22 protein-coding genes and 2 pseudogenes are annotated in these 26228 nt (G+C 66.7%); 5 read left to right on the top strand and 19 right to left on the bottom strand.

From position 1 onward, the window contains the following. Nucleotides 1-75: 75 nt before the first annotated feature. Together BOO69_RS06070 and BOO69_RS06065 are read left to right on the top strand one after the other, a co-directional pair. Nucleotides 76-722, top strand: a pseudogene (locus BOO69_RS06070) (pyrimidine 5'-nucleotidase). Between the two features lie 9 nt (nucleotides 723-731). Beyond that, nucleotides 732-1928 carry a UbiH/UbiF family hydroxylase gene (locus BOO69_RS06065; protein WP_071971223.1) on the top strand — a complete coding sequence of 399 codons (1197 nt, stop codon included), beginning with the start codon at nucleotides 732-734 and terminating at the stop codon, nucleotides 1926-1928. A 130-nt stretch (nucleotides 1929-2058) separates the two neighbouring features. On the opposite strand, the gene BOO69_RS06060 is transcribed toward BOO69_RS06065, so the two are convergent. The 3 genes from BOO69_RS06060 to BOO69_RS06050 form a co-directional block, all read right to left on the bottom strand. Then, the gene (locus BOO69_RS06060; RefSeq protein ID WP_071971221.1) at nucleotides 2059-3183 is read right to left on the bottom strand and encodes an aminotransferase class V-fold PLP-dependent enzyme; all 1125 of its coding nucleotides are present in this window, start codon (nucleotides 3181-3183) and stop codon (nucleotides 2059-2061) included. 105 nt (nucleotides 3184-3288) lie between these two features. Then, nucleotides 3289-3744 carry an Lrp/AsnC family transcriptional regulator gene (locus BOO69_RS06055; protein ID WP_071971219.1) on the bottom strand — a complete coding sequence of 152 codons (456 nt, stop codon included), beginning with the start codon at nucleotides 3742-3744 and terminating at the stop codon, nucleotides 3289-3291. Further along, nucleotides 3741-4196 carry an Lrp/AsnC family transcriptional regulator gene (locus BOO69_RS06050; protein ID WP_071973671.1) on the bottom strand — a complete coding sequence of 152 codons (456 nt, stop codon included), beginning with the start codon at nucleotides 4194-4196 and terminating at the stop codon, nucleotides 3741-3743. The genes BOO69_RS06055 and BOO69_RS06050 overlap by 4 nt, the downstream gene beginning before the upstream one ends. A gap of 29 nt (nucleotides 4197-4225) precedes the next feature. Here BOO69_RS06050 and ilvC point away from each other — a divergent pair, with 29 nt between their 5' ends. After that, nucleotides 4226-5353, top strand: a complete 1128-nt coding sequence (ilvC, locus tag BOO69_RS06045; protein ID WP_257786728.1) for a ketol-acid reductoisomerase — start codon at nucleotides 4226-4228, stop codon at nucleotides 5351-5353. A gap of 75 nt (nucleotides 5354-5428) precedes the next feature. On the opposite strand, the gene BOO69_RS23210 is transcribed toward ilvC, so the two are convergent. Then, complete coding sequence (locus BOO69_RS23210; protein ID WP_172839502.1) at nucleotides 5429-5599, bottom strand: hypothetical protein; 171 nt, start codon at nucleotides 5597-5599, stop codon at nucleotides 5429-5431. A gap of 319 nt (nucleotides 5600-5918) precedes the next feature. On the opposite strand from BOO69_RS23210, the gene BOO69_RS06040 reads away from it, so the two are divergent. Then, entirely contained in the window at nucleotides 5919-6842 is a 924-nt protein-coding gene (locus BOO69_RS06040) for a DMT family transporter (RefSeq protein ID WP_071971215.1), read from the top strand. 12 nt (nucleotides 6843-6854) lie between these two features. Here BOO69_RS06040 and glmM read toward each other — a convergent pair whose 3' ends face one another. The 10 genes and pseudogenes from glmM to BOO69_RS23205 all read right to left on the bottom strand — a co-directional run bounded on the left by glmM (nucleotide 6855) and on the right by BOO69_RS23205 (nucleotide 18370). Then, on the bottom strand, nucleotides 6855-8201 hold the full coding sequence (gene glmM, locus BOO69_RS06035; RefSeq protein ID WP_071971214.1) for a phosphoglucosamine mutase: 1347 nt from the start codon (nucleotides 8199-8201) through the stop codon (nucleotides 6855-6857). Continuing rightward, nucleotides 8194-9204 (bottom strand): dihydropteroate synthase, encoded by a 1011-nt coding sequence (gene folP, locus BOO69_RS06030; protein ID WP_071971212.1) that lies wholly within the window; start codon nucleotides 9202-9204, stop codon nucleotides 8194-8196. Before folP ends, glmM begins: the two co-directional genes overlap by 8 nt. After that, nucleotides 9204-10127: a dihydroneopterin aldolase gene (locus tag BOO69_RS06025; protein ID WP_071971210.1), complete on the bottom strand. Its 924-nt coding sequence runs from the start codon at nucleotides 10125-10127 to the stop codon at nucleotides 9204-9206. Before BOO69_RS06025 ends, folP begins: the two co-directional genes overlap by 1 nt. 114 nt (nucleotides 10128-10241) lie before the next feature. Then, the gene (locus tag BOO69_RS06020) at nucleotides 10242-10883 is read right to left on the bottom strand and encodes a cell wall hydrolase (protein WP_071973670.1); all 642 of its coding nucleotides are present in this window, start codon (nucleotides 10881-10883) and stop codon (nucleotides 10242-10244) included. A 119-nt stretch (nucleotides 10884-11002) separates the two neighbouring features. After that, a pseudogene (locus BOO69_RS06015) lies at nucleotides 11003-13569 on the bottom strand (putative PEP-binding protein). A 64-nt stretch (nucleotides 13570-13633) separates the two neighbouring features. Further along, nucleotides 13634-15727 carry a glycine--tRNA ligase subunit beta gene (glyS, locus tag BOO69_RS06010; RefSeq protein WP_071971208.1) on the bottom strand — a complete coding sequence of 698 codons (2094 nt, stop codon included), beginning with the start codon at nucleotides 15725-15727 and terminating at the stop codon, nucleotides 13634-13636. Nucleotides 15728-15796: 69 nt separating this feature from the next. Then, complete coding sequence (locus tag BOO69_RS06005) at nucleotides 15797-16624, bottom strand: DUF1206 domain-containing protein (protein WP_237267576.1); 828 nt, start codon at nucleotides 16622-16624, stop codon at nucleotides 15797-15799. Nucleotides 16625-16698: 74 nt separating this feature from the next. After that, complete coding sequence (locus tag BOO69_RS06000; RefSeq protein WP_071971206.1) at nucleotides 16699-17223, bottom strand: DUF6446 family protein; 525 nt, start codon at nucleotides 17221-17223, stop codon at nucleotides 16699-16701. Beyond that, nucleotides 17220-18158, bottom strand: coding sequence for a glycine--tRNA ligase subunit alpha (locus BOO69_RS05995; protein WP_071971204.1), 939 nt, complete (start codon nucleotides 18156-18158; stop codon nucleotides 17220-17222). Before BOO69_RS05995 ends, BOO69_RS06000 begins: the two co-directional genes overlap by 4 nt. A 26-nt stretch (nucleotides 18159-18184) precedes the next feature. Next, the gene (locus BOO69_RS23205; protein WP_172839471.1) at nucleotides 18185-18370 is read right to left on the bottom strand and encodes a hypothetical protein; all 186 of its coding nucleotides are present in this window, start codon (nucleotides 18368-18370) and stop codon (nucleotides 18185-18187) included. Here BOO69_RS23205 and BOO69_RS05990 point away from each other — a divergent pair. Continuing rightward, on the top strand, nucleotides 18315-20108 hold the full coding sequence (locus BOO69_RS05990; protein ID WP_071971202.1) for a serine protease: 1794 nt from the start codon (nucleotides 18315-18317) through the stop codon (nucleotides 20106-20108). The genes BOO69_RS23205 and BOO69_RS05990 overlap by 56 nt on opposite strands. Nucleotides 20109-20165: 57 nt before the next feature. On the opposite strand, the gene BOO69_RS05985 is transcribed toward BOO69_RS05990, so the two are convergent. The 5 genes from BOO69_RS05985 to BOO69_RS05965 all read right to left on the bottom strand — a co-directional run bounded on the left by BOO69_RS05985 (nucleotide 20166) and on the right by BOO69_RS05965 (nucleotide 26186). Further along, complete coding sequence (locus tag BOO69_RS05985; protein WP_071971200.1) at nucleotides 20166-21767, bottom strand: 5-guanidino-2-oxopentanoate decarboxylase; 1602 nt, start codon at nucleotides 21765-21767, stop codon at nucleotides 20166-20168. Beyond that, nucleotides 21767-23215, bottom strand: coding sequence for a TrkH family potassium uptake protein (locus tag BOO69_RS05980; RefSeq protein WP_071971199.1), 1449 nt, complete (start codon nucleotides 23213-23215; stop codon nucleotides 21767-21769). The genes BOO69_RS05985 and BOO69_RS05980 overlap by 1 nt, the downstream gene beginning before the upstream one ends. Nucleotides 23216-23342: 127 nt before the next feature. Beyond that, on the bottom strand, nucleotides 23343-23582 hold the full coding sequence (locus BOO69_RS05975) for a hypothetical protein (protein ID WP_071971197.1): 240 nt from the start codon (nucleotides 23580-23582) through the stop codon (nucleotides 23343-23345). 215 nt (nucleotides 23583-23797) lie between these two features. Continuing rightward, nucleotides 23798-24892: a GTP cyclohydrolase FolE2 gene (gene folE2 / locus BOO69_RS05970; RefSeq protein ID WP_071971195.1), complete on the bottom strand. Its 1095-nt coding sequence runs from the start codon at nucleotides 24890-24892 to the stop codon at nucleotides 23798-23800. 115 nt (nucleotides 24893-25007) lie between these two features. Then, on the bottom strand, nucleotides 25008-26186 hold the full coding sequence (locus BOO69_RS05965; RefSeq protein WP_071971193.1) for an aminotransferase class V-fold PLP-dependent enzyme: 1179 nt from the start codon (nucleotides 26184-26186) through the stop codon (nucleotides 25008-25010). Nucleotides 26187-26228: the final 42 nt, after the last annotated feature.

Below are 26228 nucleotides of genomic sequence, written 5' to 3'. Positions count from 1 at the left end.
TGACGCGCCACCTTACCGCCCTTCGACCGCAGCGCAAGACTTGCGGGGCCGCGATGCAGCGCCTAACACGGGCACATGATGCGCGATGCCTTCTCTCACGTGGACACCTGGGTCTTCGACCTCGACCATACGCTGTACCCCCCTCGGCGCAGCTCTTTGCGCTGATCGAGGTGCGCATGACCGACTGGGTGATGCGTACTCTGGGTGTGGACGCCGCGGAGGCGGACCGCCTTCGGCTGCACTACTGGGAAACCCACGGCACCACGCTGGCGGGGCTGATGCGGGAACACGACGTCGATCCCGCCCCCTACCTGCAAGACGTGCACGATATCTCGATGGACAGCCTGACCCCCGATCCGGAACTGGCCGCGCAGATCCGTGACCTGCCGGGGCGCCGCATCGTCTATACCAACGGCTGCGCGCCCTATGCCGAACGGGTGCTGGCGGCCCGCGGCCTGAGCGGGCTGTTCGATGCGATCTACGGTGTCGAACATGCGGGCTTCCTGCCCAAGCCGGACCGCGCGGCTTTCGACACCGTCTTCGCGCTCGACGGGCTGACCCCGGCACGCGGCGCGATGTTCGAGGACGACGCGCGCAACCTGATCGCGCCCCACGCCATGGGCATGCAGACGATCCACGTCGCGCCGACGCGACGCGATGCCGCGCACATCCATCACCATACCGACGATCTGGCGGCTTTCCTTGGCCTGCTGAAGGGTTAAATAGCGGTCATGACATATGACTGCGACATCCTGATTTCGGGCGGCGGCATTGCCGGGCTCACGGCTGCGGCCGCATTTGGCACCGCGGGCTTCGACGTGATCTGCGTGGACCCTGCCCCGCCGGTGACGGCGCGCGATGCGGAAGGTGCGGACATGCGGACCACCGCCATGCTGCAACCCGCCCGCCGAATGCTGGAGAACGCGGGCGTCTGGGAGGCGCTGGCCCCCCAGGCAGCACCGCTGCAGATCATGCGGATCGTCGATGCCGGCGGGGCGGAGCCGGAACCGCGCGTCACGCGGGAGTTCAACGCCGCCGACATCTCGGACGCGCCCTTTGGCTGGAACTTTTCCAACTGGCTGCTGCGGCGCGAACTGGTGGGCCGGCTTGACGCACTGGACAGGGTCGATTTCCGCCCCGGCACCGGGACGACATCGCTGTTTACCCGACTGGCGGAGGCGCGCGTGACCCTGACCGACGGCAGCCGGATCAGCGCGCGGCTGGTGATCGCCGCCGATGGACGCGACAGCCCGATGCGCACCGCGGCCGGCATTCCCGTCACGACACGCCGCTACGGACAAAAGGCCCTTGCCTTTGCAGTGACCCACCCGATCCCGCACGACAACGTGTCGACCGAGATTCATCGCACCGGCGGTCCCTTCACGCTGGTGCCCCTGCCCGACCACGAAGGATTGCCGTGTTCGGCGATCGTCTGGATGGATGACGGGCGTGCGCAGCTTGCCCGGTCCACGATGCCGGTGCCTGAGTTCGAGCGCGAGATGTCCGAGCGCTCCTGCCACCTGTTCGGGCCGCTGACCCTCGTCACGCCGCGCAACCTGTGGCCCATCATCAGCCAGCAGGCCGCCCGGCTGAACGGGGAACGGCTGGCCCTGATCGCCGAGGCCGCGCATGTGCTGCCCCCCATCGGCGCGCAGGGGCTGAACATGTCACTGACGGATATCGCAACCCTGCTGGAGCTCGCGCAGGCCCGGCCGGACGGGCTGGGCGATGCCGAGATGCTGGACGCCTATCACAAGGCGCGCCATGGCGACATCCGGCTGCGGATCACGGGCATCGACCTGCTGAACCGCGCCAGCCAGGCCAGCACGCCGGTGGCCCGCGACGCCCGCGCCGCCGGGTTGGACGCGCTCTACAGCCTTGCGCCGGTGCGAAAGATGCTCATGCAGATGGGTTTGGGGGTCCGGTAAGACGTCTTCATCCTCGCGCCGGTGGCCCTGTCAGGTTTGAGTATTTGCAGCATAAAGAAGGACTTGGCCTCGCTTCTTTATGCCATAAATACTCCAACCCGACCTGTCGGATCGCGCTCCCGTCAGGGGATTACAGAACCTTGTCCACCACTGCCTTGAGCCGCGCAAGCGTGCCGTCCACATCGTACAGCTTGTCGAGACCGAACAGCCCCAGCCGGAAGGTGCTGAATCCCTCGGGTTCGCCGACCTGAAGCGGCACGCCCGCCGCGATCTGCATCCCCTCGGCGGCAAAGGCGCGGCCCGACTGGATTTCGGGGTCGTCGGTATAGCTGACGACGACGCCCGGCGCGCCGAACCCGTCGGCGGCGACGGAAACGACGCCCCTGTCGCGCAACAGGGCGCGCACACCGTCTCCCAGTCGCCACTGGGCCTCCTTCAGGCGAGCGAAGCCATGCTCGCGGGTTTCAAGGATGGTGTCGCGGAAGCCGCGCAGCGCGTCGGTTGGCATCGTCGCGTGGTAGGCATGGCCGCCGTCCTCGTAGGCCTTCATGATCGCGCGCCACTTTGCCAGATCGATGGCGAAACTGTCCGACGTGGTTTCGGCCAGCCGGGCCTCGGCGCGCTCGGACATCATCACCAGCCCCGCGCAGGGCGACGCCGACCAGCCTTTCTGCGGCGCCGAGATCAGCACGTCGACCCCCAGGGCGCGCATGTCGATCCAGGCACAGCCCGAGGCGATGCAGTCGAGCACCATGAGCGCGTCCACCTCCTGCGCGGCGGCGGCCATCTGCGCGATATAATCATCCGGCAGGATCACCCCGGCGGAGGTTTCCACGTGCGGCGCGAAAACCACCTGCGGCCGTTGATCGCGAATGGCCTGCACGACATCCTCGATCGGGGCGGGCGCGTAGGGGCTCGCCGGGGCATTGCCCTGCGGCCGGGCCTTCATCACCGTCACCGCGCCGGTCAGGTCGCCGTTCTCGATGATCTGCGACCAGCGGTAGGAGAACCAGCCGTTGCGGACCACCAGCACATCGGCACCGCGCGCGAACTGGCGGGCCACGGCCTCCATCCCGAAGGTTCCGCCACCGGGCACCACGGCCACGGCGTCGGCCTGGTAGACCTCGCGGAGCACGGCGGAAATGTCGCGCATCACCTGCTGGAACGCGGCGGACATGTGGTTGAGCGAGCGGTCGGTGAAGACCACGGAAAATTCTTCAAGACCCTCCGGGTCGATCGTGTTGAGCAGCGCCATGTCATTCTCCTGTTTGGTACGACTGCTAATCCTTTGCGCCCGCCTTGGCAAAGCCATCCGGCGGACGGCCGGAAATAAAGTCAGGGTCGCCGGGGTCCGCGCGGATCAGAGGGGGCCCGGCAACCGCTCCTCGCTCAGCAGCACGTTCGCTTCCACCTCTCCCGCGCCGGGCAGCGTCATGATGCGCCGCCGCAGGACACGTTCGAAATCCGGCAGGTCGCGGGCGACAACCCGCAGGCGGTAGTCGTACATGCCCAGCACGTGCTCCACCGTCTGGACTTCGGGAATGGCCACCACCGCGCGCTCGAAATCCTCGAGCGAGACGCGCCCTTTGGTCGCCAGCTTGATGCCGAGGAAGACGGTCACGCCGAAACCCAGCGCCTCGGCGTTCAGACGCAAGTGGCGCTCGCGGATGATGCCCGCCTCTTCCAGTCGGCGGATCCGCCGCCATGTCGCGGGCTGCGACAGCCCGAAGCGTTTACCGAGCGCGCTTGCCGACTGGCGCGCATCGCGGGCCAGCGCGCGGATGAGCTTGCGGTCGATGTCGTCGAGATCGGTCACAGCGGCAGCGCCGCCTCGCGCTTGATCCGGGCCACGTGCATCAGCGCCTCGATATCCGCGATGTGCGGCAGCGTGAGGATCCGGCTCCGGTAGATGTGCTGGTAGTGCGCCATGTCGCGGGCGATGATCGACAGCCGCGCGTCGACCCGGCCGAGAAACGTCTGCACCTCGATCACCTCGGGCACCTGCCGGGCCTCCGCGAGGAACCGGTCAAAGGCGTTCCCCTGCGTCTTGTCCAGCGTAACCCGCAGCGATACCTCGACCGCGTATCCCAGCGCGGCCCAGTTGATCACCGCGCCCACCCCGCGCAGCACGTCCGCTTCCTCGAGCCGCGCGATGCGGCGCGCCGCCTTGCCGGCGGTGATGCCGCAGCGTTCCCCGAGGTCGACGGGGCCGAGCGTCGGCTCCGCCTGCCAGTAGCGCAACAGGCGCCGGTCCAGGTCATCAAGCATGATTTTTCCGAGTTTCTCCATTTTGGCGAATGACATTTTTCATTGTTTCCCAAATACACACAGAACATCAATGGCGGCCAGCGCGAACTTCCCTATGGTGCGCAACGGAACACACCAACCAGAGGACATCCGATATGCGCGTTTACTATGACCGTGACTGCGACGTGAACCTGATCAAGGACAAGAAGGTCGCCATTCTCGGCTACGGCTCCCAGGGCCACGCCCATGCGCTGAACCTGCGCGATTCCGGCGCCAAGAATCTCGTGGTCGCCCTGCGCGAAGGCTCGCCCTCGGCCAAGAAGGCCGAAGGTGAAGGCCTGAAGGTCATGGGCATCGCCGAGGCCGCGGCCTGGGCCGACCTGATCATGTTCACGATGCCCGACGAACTGCAGGCGGAAACCTACAAGAAATACGTCCATGACAACATCCGCGAGGGCGCCGCGATCGCCTTTGCCCACGGTCTGAACGTCCACTTCGGCCTGATCGAGCCGAAGGAAGGCGTCGATGTCATCATGATGGCACCCAAGGGCCCCGGCCACACCGTGCGCGGCGAATACGTCAAGGGCGGCGGCGTGCCCTGCCTCGTGGCGGTGGACAAGGACGCGTCGGGCAAGGCGCTGGAAATCGGCCTCTCCTACTGCTCCGCCATCGGCGGGGGCCGTTCGGGCATCATCGAGACGAACTTCCGCGAGGAATGCGAGACCGACCTCTTCGGCGAGCAGGCGGTTCTCTGCGGCGGGCTGGTCGAACTGATCCGCATGGGTTTCGAGACACTGGTCGAGGCGGGTTACGCGCCCGAGATGGCCTATTTCGAGTGTCTGCACGAAGTGAAGCTGATCGTCGACCTGATCTACGAAGGCGGCATCGCCAACATGAACTACTCGATCTCGAACACGGCGGAATACGGCGAATACGTCTCCGGTCCGCGGATCCTGCCCTACGACGAGACCAAGGCGCGGATGAAGGCGGTTCTGTCCGACATCCAGAGCGGCAAGTTCGTGCGCGACTTCATGCAGGAGAACGCCGTGGGTCAGCCCTTCTTCAAGGGCACGCGCCGCCTGAACGACGAGCATCAGATCGAACAGGTCGGCGAGAAGCTGCGCGAGATGATGCCGTGGATTTCCGCCGGCAAGATGGTGGACAAGGCCAAGAACTGATCGGCCAGACGGCCCGATCCGATACAGGAAGGCCCGGTCGCAGGACCGGGCCTTTTCGTTGCGCGGGGCGGCGTCTCAGACGTCCGCCGGTTTGCCCTTTGAAGGTGCATCCGCCGCGAGGGTGGATTTGGGGGCTTCGGGCGTTTTACGCCTGTCGTCCACCCTGCGTTTGCTTCTGAGGGCGACATACACCACGATGGCCAATGTCACGAAGGCCAATAGGCCGGTCAGTATCGTCCAGTCCATGTTCAGTTCCTCCTTCGGAAGCGAACATGCGAAACGACCGGAAAGTTCCCGCGCTGGTTATCACGGCTGCCCGACGCGACCGGTTGTCAGTCCTTGCGGTTGCGGCGTCCGTCCTTGCGGACCTGCATCCAGTACAGAATGGCGACAATGGCGAACGCCATGCCCACGACAACGATGAAGCCTTCGGTATCCATAAACCTTCCTTGTCCGGTCCCGCGCGCGGCGGGCAATGCGGAACATAGCTTTTCTCGCCGATGGTCAATACGGTCGCCCGCAGTTTCGGGTTGTGACGGATCGGGACATCGGCCTATCTGGCGCCATGGACACCACCCCCCGGATCACCGCGACAAGCTGGCTGATGATTGCCACGCTCGGCATCATCTGGGGCGGCACCTTCATGGTGACGGAAATCGCCCTGACGGCCCTGCCCCCCTTCTGGGTCGCGGCGGCGCGGGTGGGGCTGGCCTCGCTGGTGATGGTGGTGATCTGGACCCTGCGGGGCCGCCCCCTGTTTTATGCCGCGCCCGACCGGTCCCAGGTCGTTGCCCTTGTGTCCGTGGGCGCGCTGAGCGGTGCGGTCCCCTTTGCCTTTCTCGCCTGGGGTCAGCAGCATGTGACCTCGGGGTATGCGGGGGTCAGCATGGCCTCCACCGCGTTGATCCTGCTGCCGCTCGCGCATTTTCTTGTGCCGGGCGAACGGATGACCCTGCGCCGGCTGGCAGGTTTCCTGATCGGTTTTGCCGGGGTTGCCGTGCTGATCGGCGGTCAGGCACTGGCGCATACCGGCAGCACGCTCGAGACGGCGGGACGGCTCGCCTGCTTGGGCGCGGCGTCATGCTATGCCCTCAGCTCGATCCTGATGCGGCGCCTGCCGCCTGTCGACCCCATCGGCCTTGCCACGGTCCTGCTGCTCATCGGCACCTGCCTGTCGGTGCCGCTTGCGCTGGCCGTCGACGGCTGGCCGCCCGCGATCGGCAGCGCCTACATGCTGGGCGTCATCGCGTTTCTGGGCATCGTGCCTACCGCCGCGGCGAACTTCCTGAGGGTGCTGGTGGTGCGCAGCGCCGGTCCCGTCTTCATGTCGCTGGTGAACTACCAGGTGCCCCTGTGGTCGGTATTGCTGGGCGCCGCGCTGCTTGGCGAACCGCTGCCGCCCAGCCTGCTGCAGGCCATGGCACTGATCCTTGCGGGACTGGCGCTCAGCCAGTACGGCGCCCTGCGGCGGCTCTTTGCCCGGCCCTGAGGCCCGGAGCCTTCAGGCCTCGACCGACTGCGAGACCGCCGCGACGACGCTGTCCACCGCGCGGGCCATCAACTCGGCGTCCTCGTGTTCGGCCATCACCCGCACCAGAGGTTCGGTGCCCGACTTGCGGATCAGCAACCGGCCTCCTCCGGACAGTTCCGCCTCCGCCTGCGAGATCGCGGCCTGCACATCCGGCATGTCCAGCGGGGTCTGCCCCGCGCCAAAGCGCACGTTCTTCAGCAACTGCGGCACCGGGTCGAACTGGTGAAGCAGCTCCGAGGCGCGGCGGTCCGCACGGACCATTTCCGCCAGGAACTGCAGACCGGCCATGAGGCCGTCGCCGGTGGTGGCGTGGTCCGTCATCACGATGTGACCGGACTGTTCGCCGCCGAGGTTGTAGCCCCCCTCGCGCATCCGTTCGACGACATAACGGTCGCCGACGGCGGTGCGTTCGAGCCGCAGGCCGCGGTCCTGCAGAAACTGCTCGAGCCCGAGGTTGCTCATCACCGTGGCGACCAGCGCGTCGCCGGCCAGCCGCTGCTCCGCCGCCCACCGCGCCGCCATGAGCGCCATGAACTGGTCGCCGTCGCCGACGTTGCCGTTCTCGTCGATCAGGATCACCCGGTCGGCGTCACCGTCAAGGCAGATGCCGACATCCGCCCCATGGGCCACCACCGCTTCCGCCGCCGCTTCGGGGTGGGTGGACCCGCAGCTTTCATTGATGTTGTGCCCGTTCGGCGACACGCCCATCGGCACCACCGTCGCGCCCAGTTCCCAAAGCGCCATGGGTGCGACGTGGTGCGCCGCGCCGTTGGCACAGTCGATCACGACCTTCAGGTCGTCGAGCCGCATCTGGCGGGGAAAGCTGGATTTCACCCGTTCGATATACCGGAACCGGCTGTCGTCGATCCGCTTGGCCCGGCCGATCTCGGGGGCCTGGACCATCTCGACCCCATCGGCCACCAGCGCCTCGATCTCGGCCTCTACCTGGTCCGACAGCTTGTAGCCGTCAGGGCCGAAGAACTTGATCCCGTTGTCCTGCGCGGGGTTGTGGCTGGCCGAAATCATCACGCCGAGATCGGCGCGCATGGACCGGGTCAGCAACCCGACTGCCGGTGTCGGCACCGGCCCCAGCAGCAGCACGTTCATGCCCGAACTGGTGAGCCCCGCCGTCAGGGCGTTCTCGAACATGTAGCCCGACAGCCGGGTGTCCTTGCCGATCACCACGCGGTGCACGCCCTTGCCTTCGCGACGGAAGTACCTGCCGACGGCCGCGCCGATGCGCAGCGCCATCTCGGCGGTCATCGGGTGGATATTGGCGGTGCCGCGCACGCCGTCGGTGCCGAAAAGCTTAGTCATCTGCCCGTCCTGAAATAGCCGCACGCCAGAGCGTGATCGCCTGTACGGTATCTCTCACGTCATGAACCCGCAACATCTGGACACCCTGCGTCACCCCCGCGAGGGCGACGCCGATGGACCCGCCTGCGCGGCTTTCCGCCAAGGGTGCGCGCCCGAGTTTCCCGATGAAACCTTTGCGTGAGGCACCAAGCAGGATCGCGACACCCAATCCGTGAAACAGCGACAGGCCTGAGAGCAAAGCAAGGTTGTGCTGGATGGTCTTGCCGAAGCCGATGCCCGGATCGGCGATGATGCGCCCGCGCGGAATGCCCGCGGCGACCAGTGCGCCGATGCGCGCATCGAGGTAATCGTAGACGTCCAGCAGCACGTCGTCGTAGCGCGGGTCGTCCTGCATCGTGGCGGGATCGCCGAGCGCGTGCATCACGCAGACCGGGACGCCTGCCTCGGCCGCGACCCCCTGCAGCGCGGGGTCGTAGCTGAAGCCGGACACATCGTTGATGAGCCCCGCGCCCGCGTCGAGCGCCGCGCGCGCGACATCGGCCTTGCGCGTATCGGCCGAGATCAGCACGCCGCTGTCGCGCAGCCCCGCGATGACCGGCACCACGCGGCGGGTCTCCTCCCCGGCCGGGACGGTCACCGCGCCCGGACGGGTGGATTCACCGCCGACATCCAGAATGTCGGCGCCGTCCTCGCGCATCCGCAGACCCGCCGCGATGGCGTCCGCCGCGGCGGCGTGCTTGCCACCGTCGGAGAAACTGTCGGGCGTGGCGTTGAGGATACCCATCACGCGGGGCCGGTCGAGGCTCAGACCGCCGATGTTCGGCCTCGGGTCCGTCAGGGTCGCCAGCCGGCTGGCCGGCACGTCACGCGCCGGGAGGATGGCGGGCGGTTCCTGCCGGGACAGGACCTCGACCTGGTTGAACCAGGCCCATCCCCCGGCGAGAGAATGGGCGTCGTCCGGACGGACGGTGCCGACCTGCACCAGCGGGCGAACGTAGCGCATCAGAGCCGGGCCTGATCGAGGGCCACGCCCTGCAGGGGCACATCCGCGCCATCGGGCAGGTCGGCACCGATCACCAGCATTTCCTGCGCATCGAACGTCGCGGCGAACCATGCGGCCAACGCGACCGAGTCGCGGGGCTGGACGGAGGGCGAATCGACCGAATCCAGCACGATCTTGGACGGGGCCCAGACGCAGGTCTGCCCGTTGCGCATCGCCCAGTCGAGCTCCGTGCGGGTGGCCACCACCACGCAGCGGGGATCGCGCGCCGCCAGCACCCAGGCGTTCTGTTCGATCGCGAGCAGGTCGATCCGGCGTTGCGCCATGCGGTGCGGCACCTGCGGGGCCGTCCGGTCCGGTGCGCCGACGCAGAGGATCAGCGGACGACCGAGCGTTTCCAGCTGGTCCAGCCAACCCGGCAGATGCGGCGAGGCGATGGCGGCATTGCCGAAATACACGAGTTCGGGATGCGGCGCGGCATCCGGCGAAACCTCGGCGGCGGGGGCATCGCCGCGCGCGCGCACGATCTCTACCCCGAGCGCGCCGGGCCCGCGGTCCAGCTTCTCGATCCGGACGAAGGCGCGCACCGCCTGAGGCTCCAGCAGGATCCGCTCGGCCACCCTTTCGGCCAGCGTTTCCAGCAGGGCCAGACGCTCGACCGCCAGTTCGGCGGCAATGGCCTCCGTCACGCGGTCATAGCTGAGGATACGGTCGACGTCGTCGTCCACGGGCCCGGTCAGGGGCTGTACTTCGACGACCACGTTGAAGCAGACCCGCTGGGTGACCCCGCGTTCGGCCTGAAAGGCCCCGATCTCGACTTCGACGATATGATCGCGCAGTGAAATGCGGTCCAGCGGGTCCGGCCCGGCCAGGGCCTCCGCCCGCTCTGAGGGGTGGGCAAAAGCAAGGCGGGCTTCATCGGACATGGATCGGGCTTTCGGCAAGGGGGCAGATCGCGGGCGGAGGTTTCGGGGTCTCTCTACCCGCTCGGCGCGTCCTTGACAGCCCGCAATCCGTCGGACTGGCGCCCGAAAGCGGCGTCAGTTCGACGCCGACCGCCAGGTATGGCGATAGAAGAGGTGCACGCCGATGCGGGTGGTCCGGGTGTAGACCTGGCTCCAGCGCGGACGCACGGCGGTGGTGTGGTAGTGCGTCGCCCCATCGGTCAGCGGCGGCACCTTGCCGTCGATGGTGTACTGGGCGACCTTGGCGACCCGAGCAAAGGCCATCGGCTCGGCAATGACCTCCTTGTGGCCATCGCAGGTGTAGGTGAACTGGCACTGGTACTTCTTGCCCGTGCCCTGGTTGATGACCCCGCAAAAGGAACCGGGGAAACGTCCGCTCTTGACGCGGTTCTTGATGACCTCGGCAACGGCGAACTGGCCCTTGACGGTTTCACCCCGCGCTTCGAAGTACAGCGCCTCGGCCAGGCAGCGCCATTCGGCGGAACCCGTCGCCTTGGGCTGGGCATCGAGCCAGGCCTGCGAGAATTTCACGTCGCCCTGCGCCCCCTTCGGCGCGGAGACGAAGGACTTCAGCCGCTTCGCGCCGGCGGATTTCAGACCGTTGGTTTCCAGCCGCGCGAGTTCTTGGGCCTGGAAGGCATTGGCGTGGGCCGCGACGGGCAGAACCGTCATCAGTGACAACAGCACGAGGCTGGCGGCAGAGAGGAACAGACGCATTTTGCGCACCATTATGTTATTTCAGCTTGGGCGGGCCTAGCCAAGATCGGCGCGCAGGTAAACCCGTGGGGCCGTGCGACATGTTGAACGGCCAGTTCTAGCCGGCAAAGACCCGCCTGCTACCCGATCTTGTGGGCGATCGCCAACTGGGCCGCCGCCAGACGTGCAACCGGAACGCGAAACGGCGAACAGGAAACGTAGTCGAATCCCGCAGCGCGGCAAAAGGCAATCGATTCGGGGTTGCCGCCGTGCTCTCCGCAGATGGACAGGGTGATGCCCGGCTGGGTTGCACGCCCCCGTTCCGCGCCGAGCTTGAGCAGCTCCCCCACCCCATCCGTGTCGAGCACGTGGAACGGATCTTCGGGGAAGACCCCCTGCTGGACGTAGTTCGACATGAAGCGGCCGGCGTCGTCGCGCGACAGGCCATAGGTCATCTGTGTGAGGTCGTTGGTGCCAAAGCTGAGAAAGGCGCAATGCGGCGCGATCTCGCCCGCGCGCAGCGCCGCGCGCGGAGTTTCGACCATGACCCCCAGCCGGTAGGTGAACTGAACGCCGGTCTCGTTGCGGACGGCGGCGGCGATGGCATCCACCGACGTCTTGATGAGTTCCACCTCCCGCCGGGCGCTGACGAGGGGAATCATGACCTCGGGGACCACAGGCTCGCCGTCGCGGCTGGCGGCGATGGTCGCCTCGAAGATCGCGCGGGCCTGCATCTCGTAGATTTCCGGCACCACTACACCCAGCCTTACGCCGCGCATGCCCAGCATCGGGTTGTATTCGCTCAGGCCCTCGACGCGCCGTGTCACGTCCGACAGCGGCAGGTTCAGCGCTTCGGCCAGTTCGCGCTGCCCCGCCTTGTCCGACGGCAGGAATTCGTGCAGCGGCGGATCGAACAGGCGGATGCAGACCGGCTGCCCCTGCATGATGCGGAAAAGCTGGGTGAAATCGTCGCGCTGCATGGGCAGCAGCCGTTCCAGAACCGCGCGCCTGTCCTCGCCGGTTTCGGCAAAGATCATCTCGCGCATGACGGTGAGGCGGCCGGGATCGAAGAACATGTGTTCGGTCCGGCACAGCCCGATGCCGTGCGCGTTGAAGTTCCGCGCGGTCTGCGCATCGGCCGGGGTGTCGGCGTTGGCGCGGATCTCGATATCGGCGGCGCTCTCCGCCCAGGACATCAGGCGGTTGAAGGTCTCGTCCAGCGCCGCCTCGCGCATCTGCGCCGCCCCGGCCAGCACCTGTCCGTTGGTGCCGTCGACCGTGATCTCGTCGCCGGTCGAAAACACCCGGCCATCCGGCGCGGTGATCTGCCCCTTGCGCAGGTTGAAGCGCATGTTGGACGCGCCCACGACGCAGGGCAGCCCGATCCCGCGACCGATCACCGCCGCGTGACTGGTGATCCCGCCCCGTTCGGTCAGCACCGCGGCGGCCGCATGCATGCCGCGAATGTCCTCGGGCGATGTTTCGCGGCGGATCAGGATGCAGGGTTCGCCGCGTGCCGCGCTGGCCTGGGCCTCTGTCGCGGTAAATACGATCCTGCCGGTGGCGGCGCCGGGGCTTGCGGCGATACCGCGCCCGATCACGTCGCGCTTGGTGCGCGGATCGACCTGCCGGTGCAGCAGTTCCGTGAGGGTGCGCGGCTGCACGCGCATCAGGGCCTCTTCGCGTGGGATGATCCCGTCATCGGCCAGTGCCACCGCGATCCGTACCGCCGCCCGCGAGGACCGGGCCACGCGCACGCCGTCGAGGATGTGCAGGCGGCCGTTCTCGATCACGAACTCGACCTGCATCTCCTCGCGCAGTTTTCGCCGCATCAGCGCGGCGTGTTCGGTAAGCTCGGCAAAGGCGTCCGGCACCAGTTCCTCGAGCGAGTCGCCGCGGGGATCGCGGGTGAGATAGAGCGCCGCCGCATCCCCTTCGAGCGCGTCGCGGCCCTGTGACTGGCTGAGATAGCGCCCGGTGATCTGCGGCGCGCCCGAGTCGCTGTTGACCAGTTGCAGCACCCCGGACCCGCATTGACCGGACCCGACCCCAAAGGCCATTTCCTGCACCACCAGCCCCAGCCCGGCATCCGCCGGCGCCCCTTGGCCTGGCGCAGCAGACGGGCCGAGGTGCCGTTCCACGCCCGCGCCATCGAGCGCAGGACCGCGGAAAGCTGGGTCGTGCGGTCCTGCGGAAAGGTTTCCTCCGTCTCCTGCTCGTAGGCCTGCAGGGACTGGGCCAGCGCGGCGCTGCCATCGCCGTTGACCTCGTCGAACATGTCGGGATCCAGCCGGGCCACGTTGACCGCGTAGGACTGCACGAACCGGGTGTAGAGACGCGCTGCCGCGTCTTCCCCCAGCGAGGCCGAAAGCACCTCGTGCATGGCGTCGTTCATGCCGATGTTCAGCACCGCGCCCGGCCCGCCCCAGTCGGGATCCTGACTGGACGGGCGGACGCACAGCATCGCATCCTGCGGGAATTCGCCCACGACCGCATCGACGTTGGGCAGCTGCGCGTCGGCCAGATGGCGTACCGCTTCAAAAGAAAGGGCCACGGTGCGCGGGACCGGCAGGTTCAGCCGCACCAGCCGCTGCAGGCATTTTGCCCGCCCCCCGTGAGTCTCGTTGGTGATGGGCGCGGTGGCCGTGACTAGTGTGGTATAGGGGTTATTCTGCACTGCAGCACCTTGGACATTCCCCGGCAGCATAGGCCGATTGCGCGGTCTGGCAAGCCCCGCGCCCTGCCCGTCCGGCCGCGGGACAAGGCCACGATCAGCCTTCGAGCCGGGTCAGATCGGCGACCGACGTGCAGGTGGTGCGGATCCGGCTCAGCAGGTTCAGACGGTTGCGCCGGATCGTGCCATTGTCCGAGTTCACCTGCACCGCTTCGAAGAAGGCGTCGATGGGGCCACGCAGCTCTGCCATCGCGGCCATGGCGGTGGCGAAGTCCTGCGTCTCCATCGCGATGCCGATCCGCGCCTCGGCAGCGTCGAGCGCGTCGAAAAGCGCGCGCTCCTCCTCCGTCTCGGTGAACTTGCGGTCGGCTCCGAAGGAGTATTCGACGCCATCGGCCTCCTCCGCCTGCGTGAGGATGTTGTTGGCGCGCTTGAAGCCCTGGATCAGGTTCTCGCCGTCATCGGTTTTCAGCGTCTCGTTCAGCGCACGGGCACGTTTGACGAGAAGGGTCAGGTCGTCGCTGCCCTCCATCGCGATGCAGGCGTCGATGATGTCGTGGCGGATGCTCTGGTCGCGCAGGTAGACCTTGAGGCGGTCGTGGAGGAAGGCGAGGAGGTCAGTCAGTGCTGCGCCGTACTCATTGCCTTCTTCCCAAGCATGCATTTTGCCACTCGCACGAAACAGGTCGGCCAAAGCAAGACCAATATCATTCTCCACCAATATCCGAATAACCCCCAACGCCGCCCGCCTCAGCGCAAAGGGATCCTTGCTCCCGGTGGGCTTCTCGTCGATGGCCCAGAAGCCGGTCAGCTTGTCGATTTTCTCGGCCAGCGCCACGGCGATGGAGACGGGCGCGGTCGGCACCTGGTCGGACGGCCCCAAGGGCGCGTAATGCTCCTGCGCGGCGGCAGCGACATCGGCCGGCAGCCCGGCGGCTTCGGCGTAGTAGCGGCCCATCAGGCCCTGAAGTTCGGGGAATTCGTAGACCATCTCGGACGACAGATCCGCCTTGGCCACGCGGGCGGCCTGTTCGGCGCGGTCGGGATCGGCGCCGACCATCGGGGCGATCTCGCGCGCGAGTGCCGCCATCCGGTCGATCAGTTCGGCCTGCGTGCCCAGCTTGTTGTGGAAGGTGACGTCGCGCAGCGCGTCGACCCACGTCTCCATGCCCTTTTCGGACGTCGCCACGCGCAGGTCGTTTTCCCAGAAGAATTTCGCGTCCGACAGGCGCGCGGAAAGCACCTTCTCATTGCCCGCGAGGATCGTCGCACCCTCGTCCGCGGTCGTGCGGTTGGCGACGGTGATGAACTTCTCGATCCGGCCCGTCTTGGGATTCTTCACGGAAAAGAACTTCTGATGCTCGCGCATGGAGGTCTGCAGCACCTCGGGCGGCAGGTCGAGGAAATCGGGGGCGATGGGGCCCATCAGGACCACGGGCCATTCCACGAGGCCCGCGACCTCGGCGAGCAGTCCCGCGTCTTCGACCACTTCCATCCCGGCGGCGAAGGCGAGGTTCGTCGCGTCGTGCCAGATGGTATCCGCCCGGGCCTGCGGGTCGAGCGTGACGCAGGCCCGCGCCAGCTTGGCCTCATAATCCTCGAACCCGGTGACGGCAAAGCTGTCGGGCGCCATGAAGCGGTGCCCCCGGGTGCTGTCGCCCGCCCGGATGCCGTCAATGTCGAGCGGCACCACCTCGGCCCCGCTCTCGTCCGAGATGAGGCAGATGATGGAGTGCAGCGGACGCACCCATTTCAGCGTCCCGTTGCCCCAGCGCATCGACTTCGGCCAAGGAAAGGTGCGGATCGTGCGTTCCAGCACCTCGGCGACGATCTCCGCCGCCGGGCGCCCCGGCTTTTCGATACGTGCGAACAGGATCGTGCCCTTCGGGGTCTCGCGTTCCTCCAGCGCGTCCCGGCTGACGCCGGCGCCGCGCAGGAACCCTTCGATCGCCTTTTCGGGGGCATCCGCCTTGGGGCCCTTGCGTTCCTCGACGGTGCGCGGGCTGGCGGCGAGCATCCCCTCCAGCGCGAGGGTCAGGCGGCGGGGCGTGGAAAAGGCGGCGGCATGCGCATAGGTCAGACCCGCTTCGACCAGACCGTCTGTTACCAGCTTCTGCAGGTCGGCGGCGGCGCGGCTTTGCATGCGGGCGGGAATTTCTTCCGAGAAGAGTTCGATCAGCAGGTCTGGCACGGGTCACACTTTGGTTGGGAACGTGGCGGAGGGATAACTGTCGCGCTCCCTGCCGTCCAGACCCAGCCGTCAGCCTGTGGCCGCTTTTGCCAGCGTTTCCACGTCCGGGCCTTCGACCTTGGGCACGATACGAAACACGGCTTCAACGACGTTGTAGAGCGCGAAACCCAGCAGGCCCACGCCGGCGATCCCCAGAAGAACCGGCCCGTAGGGCTGCGTCCGCAACGTGTGCAACGCCTTGCCCAGTCCGCCGGCCTGCGACGGATCGGCGTTGAGGGCCGCGATGCCGATAGACAGCGCCACGAGCGACAGCAGGATCCCGTAGACGATCAGGCCACCCTTGATCGCCGGATCGAACCTCGTGGTGAAGGTCGAGGCGGCGAGGTGTTCCTTGTACTTCCCGCTCCACCCCTTGTAGCAATAGTAGATGCCGGCCCCCAGCAGCACGAGCGCGCCCACGGCCACGATGTAGCGGCCCATCGGCATGCTCATGAGCTTGGCCGTCCAGTCCTGCGTGCTGTCGCCGCCCGATCCGCCGTTGCCCATGGCGAGCGACAGCACCGACACGCCGATACCCGCGTGGATCAGGCCAGTAGCCACCTGACCGCCCCGCGCGACGATCCCCTTGGCATCGGTGCCATGATCCTCGACGTCCGCGATGCCCGCGATGACGCGCCAGACCATGTAGCCCAGAAGGCCGATGCCGATCATCCAGAGTGCGACGACACCGTAGGGCTGCGCGCGAAGTGTCTGGAGGGAATCCTCGGTGCCCGACGCCTCGACCGAGGTGAAGGCGGCGATGATGGCCAGCACCCCTATCGTCGCGTAGATCATGGCCCGCGCACCGTAGCCCGCGCGCATCACCCATTTCAGACCTTCGTGTGACTTGTCCGCCATGTGCAGCGCCTCCCCATGAAGGGCAGAGCGCACGAGCCCGGCATATGGTTCCAGCAAATCCGGTAATTGCGCGCTCAGTCCGCGGCTGTCTCCGGGCGCGGCGGGCATTCCTCGCCCACGACGGTGCCGTCATAGGCCTTCTCGCCGCAGTCGTTGAGTTCGTGCCAGATGTAGCCGCGCCCGTCCTCGGTAATGGCGACGATCCGGTCCACGCCGTAAGCGACGTTCTTCTGTCCCATGAAGGCGAGCGCGCCCCCCGCGTCTAGCGCGGTGCCGATCGCCTCCGCGTCGAAGCAGGAGAACCAGCCGGGCGCGTTGCGGGGCGTGGCATCGGGCACCATCTCGTAGCTTTCGGTCAGGAAGGCGAGGCTCAGCGGCGTGGTGAAACAGGCCCGGAACCGGATGGGCGAGCTGTCCGCGTCGATCGCGGTGATGCCGTCCGCGGGGATTTCCTCGGACTGGCCCGAGTTCAGCGAAACAAGGGCCACGCTCTCCTGACGCACCTCGTCGTAGTAGCCGTAGACCTGCAGGTAATAGAGCGCCGCGCCCGCGACCAGAGCAGATACCAAGATGACGATTCCTATGATCTTGCCGCTCACGCCGCGTCCCCGGTCCAGCCGCCGGCACGGGTCTGCACGAAGGCGTCCGCGCACATCTTGGCCAGCGCCCTCACCCGCCCGATATAGGCCTGGCGTTCCGTAACCGAGATCACGCCGCGTGCGTCCAGCAGGTTGAACATGTGGCTCGCCTTGATGCACTGGTCATAGGCCGGATGCGCCATGACGATACGCTTGCCGGTCTTGGGATCCTCGGCCGGCTGGTCGAGGATGTGCTTGCAGTGGGCTTCGGCCTCTTCGAACTGGCGCAGCAGCACCTCGGTATTGGCGGTGTCGAAGTTCCAGCGCGCGTATTCCTCTTCCGTCTGGCGAAAGACATCGGCGTATTTCAGCGGGATCGGCGCGTCGGGATCGTTGAACGGCATGTCCATCACGTGATCGACACCAAGCACGTACATCGCCAGCCGCTCCAGCCCGTAGGTCAGTTCGCCCGAGACGGGGTGGCAGTCGTGGCCGCCGACCTGCTGGAAATACGTGAACTGGCTGACTTCCATGCCGTCGCACCAGACTTCCCAGCCCAGCCCCCATGCGCCCAGCGTCGGGCTTTCCCAGTCGTCCTCGACAAATCGGATGTCGTGCAGATCCATGTTGATCCCGATCGCCTCGAGCGATCCCAGATAAAGCTCCTGCAAATTCGGCGGGCTGGGTTTGATTAGGACCTGGTACTGGTAATAATGCTGCAGGCGGTTCGGGTTCTCGCCGTAGCGGCCGTCCGTGGGGCGGCGCGAGGGTTGGACATAGGCGGCTGTCCAGGGCTGCGTGCCGAGGCTGCGCAGCGTGGTGGCCGGGTGGAACGTGCCGGCACCGACCTCCATGTCATAGGGCTGCAACACCGCGCAGCCCTGCCGGGCCCAGTAGGCCTGAAGGGCAAGGATGATGGCCTGGAAGGAACGCGGCGCGTCGGGATTTCGGGACATCTGAAGGACCTCCTGGTGTGCGCGCCCTACCTACGGCTGTCGCCGCAAGGCGTCAATTGCGGCATTGTGATTAAATCCGGGCCATAAGCCATGGCAATCGTGGCGGTTTCCTGCTTATCTGCGCCGGATTTCGATTCAGTGAAAGTACGCCCCACGATGATCCGTCTTGTTCTGGCTTTTTGCGCCGCAACCCTGGTCTTCTCTCCGCCCATGTCCAGCCCCACATTCGCACAGGCCGCGGACGAGATCGTCTGGGTCCAGATCGAGGCGCAGCCGAGCCTTGCCGCAGCCACGGACCGGGCGCGCGCCTATGCCTCCCTGCTGGAAGACGTGAACGGCTTTGCCCTTGGCGGGGGCTGGTACGGCATTGCCGTCGGCCCGTACCGGCGTGCGGACGCGGAAGAGGTGCTGCGCAGCTACGTCCGTGACGGTCTGGTGCCGCGCGACAGCTTCATCCAGCTCAGCATCCGGTTTCGCCAGCAGTTCTGGCCCATCGGCGCCAACGTGCTGAACAACGGCGTGATCGAACCGCCCGCCTCTGTCGCAACCACGCCGGCGGAAGACCCCGCCGAGGCGGCCCCGCAGGATGAACCGCTTGCCGAGGCGCCCGCCCCCGAACCCGAGCCCGCCGACGAAACGGTGCAGGAGGCACGCCAGTCCGAACGCCTGCTGGACGGGCAGGAACGCCGCGACCTGCAGATCGCGTTGCAGTGGGCAGGCTTCTACGACGCGGCCATCGACGGTGCCTTCGGCAGGGGCACGCGAAATTCCATGGCCGCATGGCAGGAGGCCAACGGTTTCGAGGTGACCGGCGTGCTGACCACGCTGCAGCGCGCGGCGCTGCTCAAGCAATACAACGCGGTGCTGGACGGCCTGGGCCTGCAGACCGTGCGGGACGACAAGGCCGGGATCGAGATCGTGATGCCCACGGCAGAAGTGGCGCTGTCCGAATACGAACCGCCCTTTGCGCAGTACAACAGCATCGGCGACATCGGGGCGCGGGTGCTGCTGATCAGCCAGGAGGGCGACCAGGATACGCTGTTCGGCCTCTACGACATCATGCAGACCCTCGAGATCGTGCCGCTGAATGGCCCGCGCGAGCGCAGCAGCACCTCGTTCGAACTGATCGGCGAGAACGGCAGCATCATCAGCCAGACGCAGGTGTCGCTCGAGAACGGACAGATCAAAGGCTTTACCCTGATCTGGCCCGCCGGCGACGAGGAACGCCGCCGCCGCGTGATCGCCGAGATGTCCAAGAGCCTGCGCCGCCTGCCCGGCGTGCTTGATCCGGCGGAAGGCGCGGGAGAGGAACAGGCCGTGGACCTCGTGGCCGGCCTGCAGGTGCGCCAGCCCCGCATCGCGCGCTCCGGCTTCTTCGTGGACGCAGACGGGGCCGTCGCCACCACATCCGAAGCGGTGCAAGGCTGCGGTCGCCTGACCATCGACGGCGATACCGAAGCCGACGTGATCGCCGTCGACAGCGCCAGCGGCGTGGCCCTGCTGCGCCCGCGCGAGGCGCTGGCACCCCTTGCGGTGGCGGAATTCGGGGTCCAGGCGCCGCGGCTCCAGTCAGAGGTGTCCGTTGCGGGCTTCTCCTACGAAGGGGTCCTGTCGGCGGCGACACTGACCTTCGGCACCCTGTCGGACGTGCGCGGCCTGCAGGGCGAGGAAAGCGTCAAGCGCCTGTCCCTCGGCGCGCAGGCCGGCGATGCGGGCGGGCCCGTCTTCGATGCCAGCGGCAACGTGATGGGCATGCTCCTGCCCCGCGCCACCGGGGCGCGGGAACTGCCGGAGGACGTCAGTTTCGCCGTCGATGCGGCCGTGATCGCGGAACTGGCCAGCGGCGCCGGGTTGACGCTGGAGGCGAGCGACCGTTCCGGCACGATCGCCCCGCGCGACCTGCGCCTTGCCGCGCAGGGCATGACCGTTCTCGTGAGCTGCTGGGACTGACACGGCCGACAGGGCCGGAAACCCCACGGGATCCGGCCGGTTGCCCTGAAAAGCGGCTCAGCGCGCCAAGTCGGGCGTCACGTAGATCAGCGTCGGACCATCAGCATCGAACGCCGAGCGCACTTCCTGCTGCATCTCCGACAGGCTCGATGGACGCACGGCGCGGGCGCCAAAGGCTTCGGCCAGTCTGGGGAAATCCGGATTCCGCGCGACCACCGCGTTCGGCGCGATCTGTGCGCCGACCATGCTGGCCTCGATGGCGCCCAGCTTGCCATTGTCCCACAACAGGATCGGCAGGCTCAGGCCCAGTTCCACAGCCACGCCCAGCTCAGCCATCGTGTAATGGAAGCCGTAGTCGCCCATAATCGCCAGGGTGGGCTGCCCCCGCCGCGCCACTGCACCGCCGATGGCGGCGGGCAGCGCATAGCCCAGCGTGCCGAACCCGTAGGGATGATGCCAGTGGCCGGGACGGTCCATGTCCCAGACCTCGGTCGCGGCATAGGCGAACTGGGTCATGTCGGAATAGACCATCGTCCCGTCGGGCAGGCAGTCACGCAGGGCATCGGTGATGCCGGGGATGCCGGGATACTCCGCCTCGACGTCGCGGCGCCATTTGCCCCGCGCGCTGGCGACTTCTTCGCTCGTCCAGTCGCTGTGACGGTCCGCTTTGCCGTCGAGGGCGGTCAGCAGATCGGACAGGAACGCGGCGGCGTCCGCCTGCACGTGCCAGTCGGCGCGGGCGGCATCGGTCAGGCTTTCGGGATCGAGATCGACGCGCAGCATCTGCCCGGCGTGGCCCAGATCCGGACGCCAGATGTCGACCTCCGCCAACTCGGTGCCGATGGCGATGACCGCGTCGGCCCTCGCGACCACATCGGCGCTGTCCGGGCGAGAGAGATAGCTGCCGAAGTGCAGCGGCGCGTCGGGGGACACGATGCCACGACCGGCATAGGTGGTGAAGCTGGCCGCGCCGAGCCTCTGCAGGAGCGCGCGCGCCGGCTCGGCCCCCGCTTGCGCGCCGCCGCCGAAGACGAAGAGCGGCCTTCGCGCCCCTTCGAGCAGGGCCAGCGCCTGCGCCACCCCATCGGCCGTTCCGGTCGCGCGGGACGTCGGGCGCAGGGGTGCGCGCGCGGCCGGGGCCTCGGCCTCCAGCAGGCCGATGGACACCTGCAGATGCTTGGGCCGCGGGCGGCTGGCGGTGAATTCCGCCATCGCGCGGTCGATCAGCGCATAGGCGGCCTTGGCCGTGCGCGCCTCCTCCGACCAGTCGCAGACGGTCTCCGCCGCCGCGCGCTGGTCCTTCATCTGGTGAAGTTGGCCGCGCCGCGCCGCTGTCTCGTCGAGGCAGGAGGAGATCACCAGCATCGGAACGCTGTCGGAATAGGCCTGCCCCATCGGCGTCATGATGTTGCACAGTCCCGGCCCGGTGATGACATAGGCGACACCCGGCTTGCCCGTGGCCCTCGCGTAGCCGTCGGCCATGAAACCCGCGCCCTGTTCGTGGCGCGCCAGAACGTGCGTGATGCCCGCCTCTTCGATCCCGCGGTACATTTCCTGATTATGCACACCCGGAATGCCGAAGATCACATCGACCCCCCTGTCCTTGAGCATGTGCGAAATCTGCGCGCCCAGGGGGCGCGTTTGCGTCGTGTCGGCCATCAGGCCCTCCAGAAACTGATCGTGAACAGGACATAGACCACCATCAGTTCCAGCCGCCCCAGCAGCATGGCAAAGACGAGGATCCACTTGGCGGTATCGTTGAGGGTGCTGAAATTGCCGGCCGGGCCGATGATGTCGCCCAGCCCCGGGCCGATGTTTGCCAGCGCAGCGCCCGCCCCCGAGACCGAGGTGACGAAATCGAGCCCCGTCATGCTGAGCGCGACCGAAATCAGCCCCAGCGTCACCACGAAGAACATGAAGAACGACATGACCGACGACAGCACGTCGGGGCCCACGGGCCGCCCGTCATAGCGGGGCGTGAAAATGGCGTGGGGCGACCGGATCCGGCCAAGCTGGGCGCGGATCGACGCAAAGAGAAGCTGGTAGCGGAAGATCTTGATCGAGCAGGCCGTGGAGCCCGCGCAGCCCCCGATCAGCCCGATGAAGAAGAACAGCGCGACCGCGAATGGCCCCCAGGTCATGTAGTCGACCGAGGCATAGCCGGTGCCCGAGATGATCGAGGTGATGTTGAACAACGCCTCCCGAAAGCTCTGTTCGACGTCGTGGGGAAAGACGTGCTGCAATGTCAGGACCATGACCAGCACCAGCACCCCGATCGTCATGACGAAGCCGCGCACCTGCGGATCGCGGTGCAGCGCCAGCGGATTGCCGTTGATGAGCTGCACGTAGCGCACGAAAGGGAGTGCCGCGAGGATCATGAAAAGGCTGGCCACGTACTCCGGCGCCCCGGTGAACCGCCCGAAGGAGGCGTCGTAGTTCGCGAACCCGCCGGTGGAAATCGTGGTCAGCGCGTGCACCGTGGCGTCGAAGGTGTTCATGCCCAGCGCCAGGTAGCTCAACACGCAGGCCACCGTGAGCCAGAGGTAGATGACGGAAATCTGTGTCGCGATCTGGCCGGCGCGGGGCAGGATCTTGCCGAAGGTGTCGAAGGCCTCGGACTTGAAGATCTGCATGCCCCCGACCTTGAGTTCCGGCAGGAACACCATGGCGACGATGATGATCCCGATGCCGCCCAGCCACTGCAGGATGCCGCGCCACAGCAACAGCCCCTTGGGCAGGTCGTCCAGCCCGGTGAGCACTGTGGCACCGGTGGTGGTCAGCCCCGACATGGCCTCGAATACCGCGTTGGTGAAACTGGACTGCGTCGCGCCCAGCATGAACGGCAGGGCCCCGAAGATCGGCAGCATCACCCAGACGCCCGTGGTCAGCAAAAAGGTTTGCTGGATCGTCAGCCCCTGCTTGACCCCGTTGGCACAGGCCAGCGCCATCAGTCCGCCCGCCGCCGTGGTGATCAATCCGGCCTCGACGAAGACGAAGACATGGCCGCGGTCTTCGGCCAGATCGACCAGCAGTGGTACGGTCATGGCAAGCCCCATGACCCCCACGAGAAGGCCGACAACGTAACCGACAGGGCGCAGATCCATCATGCGGCAGCGTTGGCGTCTGGCAATCGCGGTGTCAAGCGCACACCCCCGCCAGACATGAAAACGGCCCGGCGTGCGGCTTTTGAGGCGGCACGGCTCCGGGCCGTTGATCTGGAAAAAAGGGTGCGCTTCAGAAAGCGTAGAGGTCCTTGAACACGTGATAGACGATGTTGTCACGCTTGAGTTTCATCGCGGCCAGTTCGTCGTCCGACTTGGCCTGCAGGGCCAGAACCTGGTTGACGCGGCGCTGACCGGCGGAGTTTGCGACCATCGCCTTGCCGAGAGTGTTGAAGAACGCACCGACCCGAGCCCGGACCGCGTGTGCGGAAGCGCCGAAGCCGGTTGTTGTCATGGTGGTCTGGTAGGTCATTTGAAAGTGCCTTAGTGCTTGTGGTCTCTTCCCTGACCCCCAAATAGCCCTGCCAAGTGTCGGGGAGTACCACCAAAAATGCATAGCCGCCGCGCCGGTTCTGCAGGTCTCTGCGCTGCAGCATGGACGGCTTTCGGGAGGCTGGCGCGGGCGCCGCGCAGACACGCAAAAGGCCCGGTCCGAAGACCGGGCCCCGACCGCGCCATGCCGCGATGTCAGCCGACGTGGAACAGCGTATTGAACAGCTTGGGATCGATGCTCGCCATTTCGAAAGTCGGCCCTTCGGTCAGGATCGAGATCGCATCGTGCGAGTGCAGGCTTTCCTGATGGCTGGCCACCACGCGAAAGTCGCCCACCCGCGGTTCCTTCTGAAGTTGCTGGCAGAACAGACGTGCCGCGTCCTCGACGAAGATCGGGTTGGCCGCGTTCAGTTCGGCGAAGGCCTGTTCGTCCTCGCGCTTGACCATCACCTGGGTCTCGGTCGGCACCGCACGCCGGCAGGCGTCGATCAGGTCTTCGAACCACAGGCACTGCTTGGCGCAGTCGATCACGGCCGAAATCCGCGCCACCGAGCGTTGCGAATGCGGTGTCGCCAGCTGCCCGCGCGTGGCTCTTGCGTGTTCGCTCAGCTCGAGCGAACAGGGGCAGGTGCTGGAATAGACGTAATCGAGGTGGATCATCTTGCGCCGCACCCCGTCCTTTTCGACCAGCTCGAGCGCGACGTCATAGTACTGGTAGCCCGACAGGCCAGAGCGCAGGCTCTCGATCTTCATGGGAAAGGAGAACCGCATCTGGATACGCGCGTCCATGCTTTCGAGGTCGGTCTTGTAGTCGTCCAGCGCCTTCTCGATCACGTCGAAGCTGAAGGTCTCCTCGGCGTGCTTGTAGAAGCTGCGCATGATGCGCGACATGTTGATGCCCTTCTTGTCGGCCTCGAGGCTGACGGAGCCGGTGACGGAGGTTTCAAGCGTCAGATCGCCGTTGTCGCGAGTGTGAAAGCGGATCGGCAGGCGGAAGTTGGATATGCCGACGTGCTGGATCTGCTGGCGCGCGCCCCGGATCAGGCTGCTCGGGCCGTTCTGGAGGTCCGGCAGGGACGACTTGTAGACCTCGCCAACCGCGAAATCGTCGGGATAGTCCCGGCGAAACTGGGGGTACTCCGGAGCGTCCGACAGAAGCCGCGACACCGAGGGGTCGAGGTCGGCCACCTCTTCCTTGCTGGCCGAACGGGCCCAGGCGAGCAGGGTTTCAAGTGCCTTTTCGGCGTCCGACCGTTCCGGCGCCTTTTCTACTGACGTGATCGCATTCATGGCTCAGGCTCCCATTGTCCTTGCAAGCCGATACTTAGGTTGCCCCGCCCGGATTACCACAGGAGAATATGTCACAGTTTGCATCCTGCGCGGTCAAACCCGACCGGCTGGCGGCTCAGACCGTCAGCGCCTGCACCAGATCGGCGATCAGGTCGGCCGGATCCTCCAGCCCGGCGGAAAGCCGGACCAGACCGGGCGAGATGCCCAGCGCATCCTTCTGTTCCTGCGCAAGCCGCTGATGCGTCGTGGTGGCGGGGTGGGTCGCGATGGACTTCGCATCGGCGAAGTTGTTCGAGATCGTGATGATCTCGAGCGCGTTGAGGAACCTGAAACAGGCTTCCTTGCCGCCCTTGACCTCGAAGGCGATGACGGTGCCGCCCACCGGGGCCTGTGCCAGTGCCAGCGCCTGCTGGGGATGGGCGGCGTGGGTCGGATAGCGGACGCTTGCGATACGGTCGTGCCCGTCCAGCGCATCGGCCAGCGCCAGCGCGGTCTGGGCCTGTGCACGCACCCGCAGGCCCATGGTTTCCAGCGCCTTGAGGTGGGTCCATGCGGCAAAGGGGTTCATCGCGCCGCCCGTGTGTTTCATGTAGGCTTCGATCGGGCCCCGGATCAGGTCGCGGGGCCCGCAGATCGCCCCGCCGAGCATCCGCCCCTGCCCGTCCACGTGCTTGGTGGTCGAGACGATGGCGATGTCCGCGCCGCAGGCCTTGGCATAGGAAAATACCGGGGTCGCCATGGCATCGTCCGCCACGACGATCGCGCCCACCGCATGTGCCGCCTTGACCACGTGACGCATGTCGACGACTTCGAGCGTGGGGTTGGAGATGCTCTCGAAGAACACGAGGCGCGTGTCGGGACGAATTGCCGCATCCCAGGCGGCATTGTCGGTGCCGTCGACCAACGTGACCTCGACCCCGAAGCGGCCAAGCACGTCTTCCAGCACATAAAGGCAGGATCCGAAGAGCGCGCGGGCGGCGACCACGTGATCCCCCGCCTTGAGCAACGCGGTCAGCGCTCCGCTGACGGCGGCCATGCCGGAGGCGCAGGCAAAGCAATCCTCGTAGCCCAGAAGGTCGGCGATGCGGTCCTCGAACATGCGCACTGTCGGGTTGCCGTAGCGGGCATAGATGAATTCGTCCTCGCCCAGCGCCTCGAACCGCGCCTCGGCCTGTTCGGCGCTGTCATAGACGAAGCCCTGCGTCAGGAATACCGCCTCGCTCACCTCGCCGTATTGGCTGCGGCGGGTGCCCGCATGGATGGCGCGGGTGCTGGGATGCCAGTCTTTGCTCATTTTCGTATCCTTTCGGCCTGGCCTGCGGGCCACAAAAAAACT

The organism is Sulfitobacter alexandrii, assembly GCF_001886735.1.
Classification (GTDB): Bacteria; Pseudomonadota; Alphaproteobacteria; order Rhodobacterales; family Rhodobacteraceae; genus Sulfitobacter; species Sulfitobacter alexandrii.
The sequence above is the reverse complement of the archived record's forward strand: the minus strand, read 5'-3'. Positions and strand labels throughout refer to the sequence as shown.